The sequence below is a fragment of the Paenibacillus typhae genome (assembly GCF_900099765.1).
GTDB classification, from domain to species: Bacteria; Bacillota; Bacilli; order Paenibacillales; family Paenibacillaceae; genus Paenibacillus_AQ; species Paenibacillus_AQ typhae.
Window position 1 is genome coordinate 1 of the sequence record NZ_FNDX01000076.1, and the last position, 11,934, is coordinate 11,934.

At 49.6% G+C, this 11,934-nt stretch carries 13 protein-coding genes and 5 tRNA genes; 14 read left to right on the plus strand and 4 right to left on the minus strand.

Annotated features, from left to right (window positions below):
* Positions 1 to 335: 335 nt before the first annotated feature.
* Positions 336 to 764: an Lrp/AsnC family transcriptional regulator gene (locus BLR64_RS29515; RefSeq protein WP_090720257.1), complete on the minus strand. Its 429-nt coding sequence runs from the start codon at positions 762 to 764 to the stop codon at positions 336 to 338.
* A gap of 128 nt (positions 765 to 892) precedes the next feature.
* Here BLR64_RS29515 and BLR64_RS29520 point away from each other — a divergent pair, with 128 nt between their 5' ends.
* From BLR64_RS29520 to BLR64_RS29570, 11 genes are all read left to right on the plus strand, one after another.
* A complete protein-coding gene (locus BLR64_RS29520) occupies positions 893 to 1,651 on the plus strand; it encodes an MBL fold metallo-hydrolase (protein WP_090720259.1) in 759 nt (252 codons plus the stop codon).
* A gap of 104 nt (positions 1,652 to 1,755) precedes the next feature.
* Positions 1,756 to 1,831, plus strand: a tRNA-Asn gene (locus tag BLR64_RS29525).
* 5 nt (positions 1,832 to 1,836) lie between these two features.
* Positions 1,837 to 1,925: transfer RNA gene (locus BLR64_RS29530), tRNA-Ser, on the plus strand.
* 792 nt (positions 1,926 to 2,717) lie between these two features.
* On the plus strand, positions 2,718 to 3,623 hold the full coding sequence (locus tag BLR64_RS29535; protein WP_090720275.1) for a branched-chain amino acid ABC transporter permease: 906 nt from the start codon (positions 2,718 to 2,720) through the stop codon (positions 3,621 to 3,623).
* 12 nt (positions 3,624 to 3,635) lie between these two features.
* Positions 3,636 to 4,601, plus strand: a complete 966-nt coding sequence (locus BLR64_RS29540; RefSeq protein WP_090720261.1) for a branched-chain amino acid ABC transporter permease — start codon at positions 3,636 to 3,638, stop codon at positions 4,599 to 4,601.
* Entirely contained in the window at positions 4,573 to 5,352 is a 780-nt protein-coding gene (locus tag BLR64_RS29545; protein ID WP_068722251.1) for an ABC transporter ATP-binding protein, read from the plus strand. The genes BLR64_RS29540 and BLR64_RS29545 overlap by 29 nt, the downstream gene beginning before the upstream one ends.
* 5 nt (positions 5,353 to 5,357) lie before the next feature.
* A complete protein-coding gene (locus tag BLR64_RS29550) occupies positions 5,358 to 6,059 on the plus strand; it encodes an ABC transporter ATP-binding protein (protein ID WP_090720263.1) in 702 nt (233 codons plus the stop codon).
* Positions 6,060 to 6,128: 69 nt separating this feature from the next.
* Positions 6,129 to 7,328, plus strand: coding sequence for an ABC transporter substrate-binding protein (locus BLR64_RS29555; RefSeq protein WP_068722244.1), 1,200 nt, complete (start codon positions 6,129 to 6,131; stop codon positions 7,326 to 7,328).
* Positions 7,329 to 7,424: 96 nt separating this feature from the next.
* The gene (gene ald / locus BLR64_RS29560; protein ID WP_090720265.1) at positions 7,425 to 8,555 is read left to right on the plus strand and encodes an alanine dehydrogenase; all 1,131 of its coding nucleotides are present in this window, start codon (positions 7,425 to 7,427) and stop codon (positions 8,553 to 8,555) included.
* Positions 8,556 to 8,717: 162 nt separating this feature from the next.
* Positions 8,718 to 8,792: transfer RNA gene (locus BLR64_RS29565), tRNA-Glu, on the plus strand.
* A 3-nt stretch (positions 8,793 to 8,795) separates the two neighbouring features.
* Positions 8,796 to 8,878: transfer RNA gene (locus BLR64_RS29570), tRNA-Leu, on the plus strand.
* A gap of 70 nt (positions 8,879 to 8,948) precedes the next feature.
* On the opposite strand, the gene BLR64_RS29575 is transcribed toward BLR64_RS29570, so the two are convergent.
* Together BLR64_RS29575 and BLR64_RS29580 are read right to left on the minus strand one after the other, a co-directional pair.
* Positions 8,949 to 9,578 carry a hypothetical protein gene (locus tag BLR64_RS29575; RefSeq protein ID WP_090720267.1) on the minus strand — a complete coding sequence of 210 codons (630 nt, stop codon included), beginning with the start codon at positions 9,576 to 9,578 and terminating at the stop codon, positions 8,949 to 8,951.
* Positions 9,579 to 9,613: 35 nt separating this feature from the next.
* Complete coding sequence (locus BLR64_RS29580; RefSeq protein WP_090720269.1) at positions 9,614 to 9,811, minus strand: Rha family transcriptional regulator; 198 nt, start codon at positions 9,809 to 9,811, stop codon at positions 9,614 to 9,616.
* A 143-nt stretch (positions 9,812 to 9,954) separates the two neighbouring features.
* On the opposite strand from BLR64_RS29580, the gene BLR64_RS29585 reads away from it, so the two are divergent.
* The 3 genes from BLR64_RS29585 (at position 9,955) to BLR64_RS29595 (ending at position 10,972) form a co-directional block, all read left to right on the plus strand.
* Complete coding sequence (locus tag BLR64_RS29585; protein ID WP_090720271.1) at positions 9,955 to 10,320, plus strand: helix-turn-helix domain-containing protein; 366 nt, start codon at positions 9,955 to 9,957, stop codon at positions 10,318 to 10,320.
* 85 nt (positions 10,321 to 10,405) lie between these two features.
* Positions 10,406 to 10,488, plus strand: a tRNA-Leu gene (locus tag BLR64_RS29590).
* A 97-nt stretch (positions 10,489 to 10,585) separates the two neighbouring features.
* Positions 10,586 to 10,972, plus strand: a complete 387-nt coding sequence (locus BLR64_RS29595; RefSeq protein ID WP_090720273.1) for an STAS/SEC14 domain-containing protein — start codon at positions 10,586 to 10,588, stop codon at positions 10,970 to 10,972.
* A 102-nt stretch (positions 10,973 to 11,074) separates the two neighbouring features.
* On the opposite strand, the gene BLR64_RS29600 is transcribed toward BLR64_RS29595, so the two are convergent.
* A partial coding sequence (locus BLR64_RS29600) for an IS4 family transposase (RefSeq protein ID WP_139172146.1) occupies positions 11,075 to 11,934 on the minus strand: 860 nt, incomplete at its 5' end.

The window sequence follows — 11,934 nt, forward strand, 5'->3', positions numbered from 1 at the left end:
CTCGCATTTTGTCTCTATGCCCAAGGGATTGAAAACACCTTGGATTAAAGGGTGAAAAACAGGGGAATTGACAAATTCGTTCATAGCAGTGGAAAAACGTCACCTATTTCTGAGGAAACTATGGTGGAGAGGAGTTTAGTTGGAAAATTGCTGCTTAATTTTACTGTTTTGACGGCTGTAGGTGGTTTTGGCCGGAACTAAGTGCCGATTTTACAACTAATCAACCGGAATTCGGGGAAATGACGCAATTAGATTGCGAAAATCCACTTAGATATGAAGGAACCGCCGTCCCGGCGAATTCCGCACAAGGAAATAGCCTTTTTTCGACAAGCCCTTTACTTAAGCTGCCCCATCCCCAAATTCACCCGGTAGTTGCCAAACTCCAGCAGCTCGTCCAAAAAAGCGTTAAGCTCATCCTGATCCCTTAAACGCACGCGCATCCAGTAGCAGCCTTCGCCGCTGACACGGTGCAGCTCAATCACGCTGTCATGATTTTTGGCAAACTGCTGAAAAGGGGGATGTGCGGCATTGGAGCTCAAAAACACAGTGACAAAAGCAAGAAGGCCCTGTCCGATTTTAGCCGGATTCCAGCGCACCGTATAGCCTTCGATAATCTCCAGCTCCCGCATTCTGCGGATACGCGCGCCTACAGCCTGTCCGGTCATATGCACCAGTTCCCCGATGTCTTTATGGCTAAGTGTGGAGTCCTGAATAAGGTATTGCAGAATGCGGAAATCCGTATCGTCGATCAGGTGGGAAGTCATAATGGGTTAATCCTTTCCGGATGAAAGTAGAAACGGCTGATCTGTTTCGCGCCGCAATGTATTGTACAGCAGAGACCTTCTATAATGAATTGTAGCAGAAGACAGCCTGAAGAAAGAGGTGTTCCCATATGAAAATTCAACTGATCCGCAATGCCGCCCTGCGGCTGCAGTATGGAGGTCTTACCTTCCTGATTGACCCTATGCTTAGCGAAAAAGAAGCCAACCCGCCGATAATCAACACGGCTAATGAGCGCAGAAATCCGCTGGTGCCGCTGCCTGCTCCCGCGGAGCAATGGCTGAATCCGGATGTGGTGCTTGTAACCCACCTTCACCAGGATCACTGGGATGCGGCCGCCGTTTCGCTTTTGGCGCATGATCTGCCTGTACTGTGTCAGAATGGGGATCAGGAGAGGATCGGCGGGCAAGGCTTCATTCATGTTACTGCTATACCTGACGATAAGCCGCTTGCTTTCCGGGGCGTCACATTAACACGCATAGGCGGACAGCACGGTACAGGAGAGATAGGGAAGCTGATGGGCAAGGTATCAGGGTTTATTTTTCAGGCTCAGGATGAACCGGTACTGTACCTGGCCGGGGATACAATCTGGTGCGCAGAGGTTAAAGAGGCTTTGGATACGTATCATCCTGAAGTGGTTGTCGTAAATGCCGGAGGTGCGCGTTTTGTGACCGGCGGGCCAATTACGATGGATGAACAGGATGTTGTGGACGTATGCCGCTATGCGCCGGATGCAGCCGTTATTGCAGTGCATATGGAAGCAATCAATCACTGCCTCGTAACCCGGGAGATGCTGAGAGCCCGTCTGACTAATGAAGGGCTGCTGGAGCGTGTAAGTATTCCGTCGGACGGGGATATTGTCATCCGCTGATTTAGCGGACATCCGGCTTCCAAATGTAACCGTTATATAAATTCTCTGCCTCCGCTTGACGGGAACATGAAATCATGATAAATTATTTCTTGTTCATGTAATGTTCCCTGATAGCTCAGTTGGTAGAGCACTCGACTGTTAATCGAGTTGTCACAGGTTCGAGTCCTGTTCGGGGAGCCATTCTTGGAGAGATACCCAAGTGGCTATAAGGGGACCCTCTGCTAAGGGGTTAGACTGCGTAAGCGGTGCGAGGGTTCGAATCCCTCTCTCTCCGTTGAAATACTTCCCTGTCAGGGATGAGAACCCTTAGTGGTTCGTTGAAGCATAAGCTTCGTTAGCAACACTTCGCAATCTCATGCGGAGCATGAGTATCCCTCTCTCTCCGTAGAAATAACAGAAATGAAGCTCCCGGTTTTCCGGGGGCTTTTTTTGTGCTTTCGCAAGTTACTGAGCCTGAGCCAGGAGGATTAAGGAAGTAGCGGTTTGTATACGCATATTTCAAATAGGATAGCCGCTGACAGATGGTTGAAGGGTTCCAGAAGATTCATCCGGAGATGATCTCCAGACTGCTCTTGAAAACTTCCCGATCCGGCTAACAAGCCGGCGGTCCTTAGGAATTTGTTAAAGATTTGTGTCGAATGTGAGCTTTTCTTACCAAAAACTACATTATACTATATGAAGCTACAGAATTCTAGCGATGCAACTCGTTATCTCTTTAATTGGTTGAAGAAATACTGCTGTAAAGAGACAAATGTTATATTATTTGCGGTAAAATAAAGTATTGTATTAGAAAAGGAAAAGGAATTTCCAAAGCATTGTCCTCGTAAATCCTCTGTTTTTCTCCGTTTTACTCCAATTTCTTCGTGAAATACTAATAATATAACCTAACCATTACGTTACCTGTCATGTTATGTAACACAAATTTTCGAAAATTATATTAAAACCTTGTATTTTTTAGTGACGGACCCAAAACCATGTGTTAATATAAATGACATCTTAGAAAGAAAAACAGATTGGGAGACAGAGAAAGGGGAATTTTAATTACTATGGGGAAAAGGGGATGGCGATGGAGTACTTCATTCAGCAATTAATTAACGGGATTTCCGTAGGCAGCATTTACGCTCTGATCGCCCTTGGCTACACAATGGTTTACGGGATTATCAAGCTGATCAACTTTGCCCACGGTGATGTGTTTATGGTCGGTTCGTTCATCGGGCTGTACAGTGCCAAGTTTCTGGCGAATGCCGGGCTTCCTCCGGTGCTGGTATTGCTGCTATCGCTGATTATTGCGATGACCATGAGCTCGCTGCTTGGTATTACCATTGAACGGCTGGCTTATAAGCCGCTGCGCAAGTCCACGCGAATTGCCGCACTGATCACTGCAATCGGGGTATCCTTCCTGCTGGAGTATGTCGCAGTGCTTATCCTTGGACCGCAGGCCAAGGGGTTCCCGGATATTATGGAGAAGAAGCAGTACCAGTTATTCGGAACCTCGATTCAGGTCGATTCCAACCAGGTTATGATTCTGATAACTACAATCGTCCTGATGATTATTCTGCAATATATTGTACGCTACACGAAGACCGGCAAGGCAATGCGGGCTGTATCCTTTGATATGGAAGCGGCACGGCTGATGGGGATCAACGTAGACCGCACGATCTCGGCAACCTTTGCTATCGGTTCTGCGCTTGCTGCAGCGGCCGGCGTGATTTTCGGTATGACCTACAATTCCGTAGATCCGCTTATGGGCGTTATGCCGGGACTCAAGGCCTTTGTAGCAGCAGTACTTGGAGGAATCGGAAGCATTCCGGGCGCGCTTGTTGGCGGATTGCTGCTGGGAACAGTGGAGACGGAAATTTCATCGCTTGGCTACTCATCCTGGCGTGACGGTGTTGCTTTTGCCGTGCTGATTCTGATCCTGATCTTTAAACCATCCGGGCTGTTTGGCAAGAATGTCCGGGAGAAAGTGTAGGTGGGGCACGGCATGAAGAAGCTGAATTCAAAATTCTGGCTGGGCATAATCATTGCCTTGGCATTCTATGGTATCGTTCAAGTTCTTCTAACAACGGGGGTATTTAATGATGTAACCCGGTCCATGCTGCTTCTGGTAGGCGTCAATGTCATGCTGGCGGTATCGCTTAACCTGATTAACGGGATTACCGGACAATTCTCGATTGGGCATGCCGGATTTATGTCCGTAGGTGCCTACACATCGGCAATTTTGACGCTGGATTACGATGTGCCGTTTATTCTGGCAATTATTATTGGCGGTATCGTGGCGGCGATCTTCGGTGTTCTGATCGGGATGCCCACACTCCGCCTCAATGGTGACTATCTGGCGATTGCCACGCTGGGCTTTGGGGAAATTATCCGGATTATCCTGCTGAACACAGAGTATGTAGGCGGTGCTTCCGGCCTCAGCGGTATTCCGGCGAAATCGACCTGGACGATTATTTTCTTCTTTACCTTATTTACTGTTGTGCTCATAAATAACTTTATCCGCTCCACCCACGGCCGTGCCTGTCTGGCCATCCGCGAGAATGAAATTGCCGCAGAAGCGATGGGGATTAACACTACCCTTTACAAGGTTATCGCCTTTACCATCGGTGCATTGTTTGCCGGTATGGCAGGCGGGCTGTCGGCGCATACGTTCTATGTTATTACGCCGGGCAGCTTCAACTTCCTGAAATCCTTCGAAATTCTGGTAATGGTCGTTCTTGGCGGTCTGGGCAGTACGGCGGGCTCCATTGTGGGGGCGGTATTCGTTACCCTGCTCTACACTTATCTGCGTGAATTCCCGGAATGGCGGATGATTATTTATTCCATCGTACTGATTCTGATGATGATTTTCCGTCCAAGCGGCCTGCTTGGCAAAACCAGAATCAATTTCGGTAAGCTCGGTAAAAAGGAGGCCAAAGCCAATGGCAGCATCGACAGCAGTACTCCTTGACGTTAAAGGGGCCAGCCGTTCCTTTGGAGGCCTCAAGGCGCTGAGTGAGGTTTCCCTCCATATTAACAAGGGGGAGCTGATTGGTCTGATCGGACCGAACGGCGCCGGCAAGACAACATTGTTCAATCTGTTAACCGGTGTGTATCCGCCCTCTACCGGTAAGATTTTGCTTAATAATGAGTCGGTAGGCGGTATGAAGCCTTTTAAGATTAATCATAAGGGTGCGGCGCGCACGTTCCAGAACATCCGGCTGTTTACGGCCATGACCGTACTGGAAAACGTCAAAATCGCCTTCCACCAGCATGCCAGACATTCCTTGTTCAGCTCCATGCTCCGGCTGCCGAAGCATTTCAAGGGCGAAGAGGAGATTACACAGAAAGCGATGGATATTCTCAAAATATTCAATCTCGCTGATCAGGCCCAGGAGACTGCCGGCAACCTAAGCTATGGGAACCAGCGGCGTTTGGAAATTGCCCGTGCGCTTGCTGCCGGACCGAAGCTGCTGCTGCTCGATGAGCCGGCGGCCGGCATGAACCCGAATGAAACGCGGGATCTGATGAACCTGATAGCCTGGATCCGTGAAGAATTCGATCTGACCATTCTCCTGATTGAGCATGATATGTCGCTGGTTATGGGGGTCTGCAACCGGATTTATGTCCTGGACCGCGGAATTCTTATCGCCGACGGTACGCCGGTGGAAATCCGGAACAATCCGAAGGTTATCGAAGCGTATTTGGGACAGGAGGCGTAAGGGCAATGCTTACAGTACAGGGAATCAACGTATACTACGGTGCCATTCACGCATTGAAGGATCTCAGTATCCAGGTTAATCAAGGGGAAATAGTAACGCTGATCGGTGCCAACGGCGCCGGTAAATCCACGCTGCTCAAGACGCTGTCCGGGCTGCTTAAGCCGAAGACCGGCAGCATTGAGTTTCTGGGGAAGTCAATCACTAACCAAAGCGTTCAAGCCATTGTTAAGCAGGGGCTGATTCATTGTCCGGAAGGACGGCGTGTATTTGCCAATATGTCTGTAGAAGAAAATCTTGAGCTGGGAGCTTACCTGCAGGACGGCAAAAGTCTTGCCGCCGACTTCGAGAGGGTCTACAGTATGTTCCCGAGACTGCTTGAACGCAAAAAACAGCAGGCCGGAACGCTGTCCGGCGGGGAGCAGCAGATGCTGGCCATGGGCCGCGCCATTATGGGCCACCCCAAGCTGCTGCTGCTGGATGAGCCGTCCATGGGACTTGCTCCGCTGCTGGTGCAGGATATTTTCAAAATCATTCAGGAAGTCAACGCCGCCGGCACTACGGTGCTGCTGGTTGAGCAGAACGCCCATCAGGCGCTTAAAATTGCTCACCGCGCTTATGTGCTGGAAACCGGAAGAGTGGTTCTGGAGGGAGACGCCTCAGAGCTGGCGGATTCGGAAGAAATCAAAATGGCCTATCTGGGTCACTAGATTGCTGTAGCTGAAGCATCACAGATCCAACACATAGAAACTATATTATTCGGGAGGCTGGGAGAAACTATGAAAAAAATTGGGGCCATTATTTTGTCGACAGTACTGACTGCGGTATTGGCATCGGGCTGCGGCAGCAACAACACAGAGAACAGCGCTAACTCTGCAAGCGGCGGAAATGCTGCCGGAGACACAATCAAGATCGGTGCCGACCTTGAGCTCACAGGCGGCCAGGCTTCTTTCGGTGACTCCGCATCCAAAGGCGCTCAGCTGGCTGTAGACCAGATCAATGCCGCCGGCGGTATTCTGGGCAAGCAGCTTGAACTGGTTGTTGCCGACAATGCTTCGAAATCCGAGGAAGCTACACAGGCAGCACAGAAGCTGATTACCAACGATAAAGTAGTTACTATTATCGGCGCATCCACTTCCACCAACACACTGGGGATCGTTCCGGTTGCTACCGAGAAGAAGATTCCGCTTGTAGCTGTTGGTGCGACTAACCCTAAGGTTACTGTTGACGAGCGCAGCGGCGATGTGAACGAATGGGTGTTCCGCGCAGCCTTTATCGATCCGTTCCAAGGCCAGGTTATGGCTAACTTTGCAAGCAACAACCTTAGTGCAAAAACAGCAGTAATCTACACAGATACATCGAGTGACTATTCCAAAGGCCTGCAGAAATTCTTCGAAGAGACCTTCAAGGCTAACGGAGGAGAGATTCTGAGCCAGGAATCTTACCAGCAGAAGGACTCTGACTTCAAAGCGGTTCTTACCCGTATCAAAGAAGCTAATCCGGATGTAATCTACCTGCCGGGCTACTACGAAGAGGTTGGTAAGATCGTGAAGCAGGCCCGTGAAATGGGCATCACTGTGCCGTTCCTGGGCGGCGACGGCTGGGATTCCCCGCAGCTGGCTGAAATTGCCGGCGCAGCAGCCCTTGAGAACACTTATATGTCCAACCACTACTCGCCGGAAGATACGGCAACTGAAGTAACAACCTTCGTGGATGCTTACAAAGAAGCTAACGGCGGCGCAGTACCAGACGGTATGGCGGCTCTCGGTTACGATGCGCTGAAGCTGGTTGCTGATGCCATTACCCGTGCAGGTGAAGCTGATCCGGCTAAGATCAAAGATGCTTTGGCAGCAACCAAAGATCTGCAGCTGGCAACTGGTAAAATCACGCTGAACGAAACTCATGACCCGGTTAAAGCGGCTGTCGTGCTGAAATTCGTTGACGGTGTTCAGACTTTTGAAGCAAAAGTTAATCCATAAACGGTTCTTCCGCATACAATATGGGGAATGAATAATGACTTTAGAGAGAAAGGCTCCTTTGCGGGCCTTTCTTTTGTCAGTAAAGGAGGAATGGACATGATTATCGGAGTGCCCAAGGAGATCAAAAACAACGAAAACCGTGTAGCCCTCACCCCTGCCGGTGTAGAAGCCCTCTGTAAAGCCGGTCATAAAGTGCTGATTGAAGAGTCGGCCGGGATAGGCAGCGGCTTCGGCGACGGCGAATACCTGAATAAGGGCGCGGTGCTGTATCCGGCAGCTGCTCAAATATGGAATGAGGCAGAAATGGTGCTCAAAGTGAAAGAGCCGCTGCCTGAAGAATACGGTTATTTCCGCAAGGGGCTGATCCTGTTTACCTATCTCCATCTTGCGCCTGAGGCAGAGCTTACCAAAGCGCTGGTGGACAGCGGAGTTACCGCTGTGGGTTATGAAACGATCCAGCTTGCGGACGGCTCGCTGCCGCTGCTGATTCCGATGAGTGAGGTTGCCGGACGGATGGCGGTCCAGATTGGAGCAAGGCTGCTGGAAAAGCCTCAGGGAGGCAAGGGTGTTCTGTTAAGCGGTGTGCCCGGTGTACAGCCCGGTGAGGTGGTTATCGTAGGCGGTGGTATCGTAGGCACTAACGCGGCCAAGATGGCGCTGGGACTCGGTGCGCGGGTTACTGTGCTGGATAACAATGCCGCAAGGCTCCGTTACCTGGATGATATTTTTGGCGGGCGCCTGATTACGGTTATGTCGGACTCCTATCATCTGGAACAGGCTGTACGCAAAGCCGACCTGCTGATCGGGGCTGTGCTTATCCCGGGTGCCCGTGCGCCCAAGCTGGTGAAGGAGTATATGGTGCAGCAGATGGGGGAGGGCTCTGTCATAGTGGATGTGGCAATTGACCAGGGAGGCTCCATCGAGACCATTGACCGGACGACGACGCATGAGAATCCTACCTATGTGAAGCATGGTGTGGTGCATTACGCAGTAGCCAATATGCCGGGGGCGGTGGCACGGACCTCCACGCTTGCCCTCACCAATGTGACAGTCCCCTATGCACTGCAGATTGCGGGTTCGGGTATTCATAAAGCTGCCCTTGATAATCAGGCGCTGGCCCGCGGACTTAATGTGGTTGCCGGGAAGGTCGTAAACGCAGCGGTTGCCAGGAGCCTTGGCTATGAACCGGTTGACGGAGTAGAAGCCTTGGCTGTGTATGGCGGATAGAGCCTTGGAGAAGCGGTACAGAGTATAGACGGGGGAGACGGTATCCGGTTATCTGCCGCCTCCCGCATATGACTGCATTTTTATTTTTATAAAAAGTGCTTGTCAAAGTGATCAGAGTTTGATATACTCATTTTTGTTGTGGTAAACATAACTTCTCAGTAAGGCCCGTTGGTCAAGGGGTTAAGACACCTCCCTTTCACGGAGGTAACAGGGGTTCGAATCCCCTACGGGTCACCATATGCGGTAGTGGTGGAATGGCAGACACGCTATCTTGAGGGGGTAGTGGGCGTATGCTCGTGGAGGTTCGAGTCCTCTCTACCGCATAAATAAAGGAACGAAAACCTTGATTATCAAGGATTTCGTTCCTTTTGCTTTTTGCACATAATATAGAATTTACTGATTCAGAACCCCGGCGTATTTCGGATAAAGCTGGCGTATACAATCCGGGCATATATCATGGGTAAACTGCAGGGAGAGCTGAAGCTGAAGGAAGCGTTCGACAGTAATCCATTCCTCCTTGCTGCCGCGGACAGATTTGCAGGAGGCGCAGATAGGAACAAGACTGCCGGAAATACGGCGGGGACGCAGAGAATGACAGCTGCGGACATGCTCATGCTGGCGAGGTTCAGCGGGTCCCTTATCGTGAAGGGAGAGAACAAGGGACTGAATGCCGCAGGAGCGCTCTGTAAATAGCGGAAAAGCGTCCAGGATGAATACGCGGTCAGGCTGATCCGGGATGTGCATAATGAATTCTGAGCTGGAAATCAGGCGTTCTCCGTGCAGGACGTGCTGCACCGCATTATCCAGTGCTGTCAGCTGAACAGGAATGGCGATCCATTCTTCAAACAGCTCCAGATAGTGGCTTTCTTTCATTCTGATGGCCGAAGACAGCCCCCAATGCTCCAAATATGCGTTATAATGATCATTAATAAACAGGATGATTCCGCTTCTGTCTATAACCAGAGCTTTATGTGTCAGCGTGTTAAGAGAAGAAGTGAGGGATGTTGTTAAGCTTAATGGCAAGATTATCGCTCCTTGAGTGCTTACAGGATAGGTAGTCAAGACAGGGGCAGGTTCAGAAGCTCGGATACTTGGCGCCGGTAGCGCTCGGCTTTCCGTGTACCATGTATCAGATTGGACAGGCGGTATGGCGGAATTCCGTGCAGCTCGCAGAATTTTTTCTGATCAAGCTGTAATTCCGTCAGCCTCTGTTTGATCGCCCAGCCATAGGGGGTCACAGGACGCTTGCTGTTCAACAGGCTTCACCTCTTATCGACCATCCAGCCGTATGATATAATCATTTGGAACTGATAATAACCAATTATACACTTTTTTACGTCATTTTACAATAAAAATAACGTAATTGCGTCTGAAGAATGCTGTGGAAGGATGTTGAACGATGCAGTCCATATTTGACCGGATTGAATATCTGATTGAGCAAAAAGGCATTACCAAAAAATCCTTTTGCGAGCAGCTCAATATCAGCTCAGGCCATTTCGGAGACTGGAAGCGGAAGAAGTCTACGCCGGGAACGCATCATCTCATCCGGATCGCTGAATTTTTTCATGTCAGCCTGGATTGGCTGATTCTGGGCAAATCCACGGTTGATGGAGTACGTGAAGAAGGAGAAGCGTATTTTTCTGCCCAAATGAGGCAACTGAGTTGCCAAAGTGAAGAGCTGCTGCCCAAGGAGCAGGAATTTATCAAGGAGTACATAGCATTCACCCGATACCGCAGACAGAAACAGGATGAAGAAAATTCCTGACAGGCTATCTTTACAATTGCTGCGTAGCGGTTTATAATATTGAATGTTGGCCTCAGACAAAGTAATACCATTTGTAACACACCGCGCGGTAGTGGTGGAATGGCAGACACGCTATCTTGAGGGGGTAGTGGGCGTACGCTCGTGGAGGTTCGAGTCCTCTCTACCGCATCATATTTTTGAACAAAACAAACAACAGGGCAGTAATTCTCTAGATGAGAGTTGCTGTCCTGTTGTTTTTTTCTAAACATTATGGAGGGATGTTCGAATGATCGTCAAATCTCCTGGAGGTTCCATTTTCCCTTATCACTACATGGGCGGAGAAATACACTGTTTGAAATATGGCAGCTTCCACTCCGATAGCGAATCTTTGTTTAATTTAATGAAAGCGGAGGAAGCTTTTATTGTAGGGCAGTCTAGATGTCTTGCTGTATGGGTGGATTTTTACGAAACACAGCTTACGAAGGAAGTAATGCTTGAATTTGCAGGCAATCTGGCCAGGCTGCAGCCCCACATCAGAAAGCTGGCGATCGTCGGGGATTATTTCAGCAGACACCGGCTCCAGAGATATTTGCGGAAGCAGGCTGGCGTATTTACGGTTCCGGTTCAATATTATAGCGATCCTGAGGATGCTAAGACGTGGCTGATTCAATAATCCCTAAATGTGTCGTACGTACTCAGTGTTAAATTAAATGTTTTGAAAGGAATCTATATACCATATGAACGAGAATGCTCATCCGAGTGTTTTTTAATTAACTCAACTTTCGCAGCTCAAATCTCCAAACAAACCCTTGATATAGCTGGGTAAACCGGAGATCCATTCCTGTAGTTGACAAAAAATAGCTGTTGTATTCTTCTTGGTTTTCGCCTGGGACATTTCGAGAAATAAACTCATAAGCTGCTGAAGCGCGGTCTGGTAGTCCAAGTCGCGGACTTCGTCGGCAAAGAGAAAGAAGAGTCCTCCAAGTGTCCGGTCGTCACTTGATTGACGCCGTTCGTATTCCATCGCTAAATATCGGCTAAATACAATCGTCGTATGGCTAATCAGCCCGTCAAACGAACGGCCCTGAAATTCAGTGCCCAATTTCAAATAACTTTTGGTGACTTTGAAAAAGGTCTCTATACTCCAGCGCATGCCGTAAATCCGTACGATTTCAGCTGCATCCAGCGTCACATCGGTACTTAAAATAGCCAGCCACTCCCGTTTTTTATTCCGGTTGCGGACAAACACAAGCTTCACCTGCAGACCGCAGGCGGTATGCACGATGAGCGAGCCTTTAATGTCTTTGGCATTCGATGCGGGCAGGCTTTGAAAGACCTCGCGGAGTGTCATTCGCTTACCGTGAACCAGGTAGCGTTGTTTCATTTCCTTTACCATACCAATCACAGGAAGCCCTTTAGCGGCAAGCTCACGAAGGAGTGGAGCTTGCGTAAACCAGCTGTCCATAAGCACGTAGTCGGCGGTGAATCCTGCACGTAAAGCCCGTTCTAGCAAGGTTACGACAGCATCCGGCTTCCGGGAAAAGGCCTCCAACCGGCGCTTGTAGCCGTGACTTCGTTTGGACAGATTCGAAGCCATTTCACACAACCGATTGGTGATTTTGGCAGAAGAGAGCA

Coding starts and splice junctions, on each gene's coding strand:
- BLR64_RS29515 (WP_090720257.1), bottom strand. CDS start 764: ATGACTTCCCACCTGATCGACGATACGGATTTCCGCATTCTGCAATAC.
- BLR64_RS29520 (WP_090720259.1), top strand. CDS start 893: ATGAAAATTCAACTGATCCGCAATGCCGCCCTGCGGCTGCAGTATGGA.
- BLR64_RS29535 (WP_090720275.1), top strand. CDS start 2,718: ATGGAGTACTTCATTCAGCAATTAATTAACGGGATTTCCGTAGGCAGC.
- BLR64_RS29540 (WP_090720261.1), top strand. CDS start 3,636: ATGAAGAAGCTGAATTCAAAATTCTGGCTGGGCATAATCATTGCCTTG.
- BLR64_RS29545 (WP_068722251.1), top strand. CDS start 4,573: ATGGCAGCATCGACAGCAGTACTCCTTGACGTTAAAGGGGCCAGCCGT.
- BLR64_RS29550 (WP_090720263.1), top strand. CDS start 5,358: ATGCTTACAGTACAGGGAATCAACGTATACTACGGTGCCATTCACGCA.
- BLR64_RS29555 (WP_068722244.1), top strand. CDS start 6,129: ATGAAAAAAATTGGGGCCATTATTTTGTCGACAGTACTGACTGCGGTA.
- ald (WP_090720265.1), top strand. CDS start 7,425: ATGATTATCGGAGTGCCCAAGGAGATCAAAAACAACGAAAACCGTGTA.
- BLR64_RS29585 (WP_090720271.1), top strand. CDS start 9,955: ATGCAGTCCATATTTGACCGGATTGAATATCTGATTGAGCAAAAAGGC.
- BLR64_RS29595 (WP_090720273.1), top strand. CDS start 10,586: ATGATCGTCAAATCTCCTGGAGGTTCCATTTTCCCTTATCACTACATG.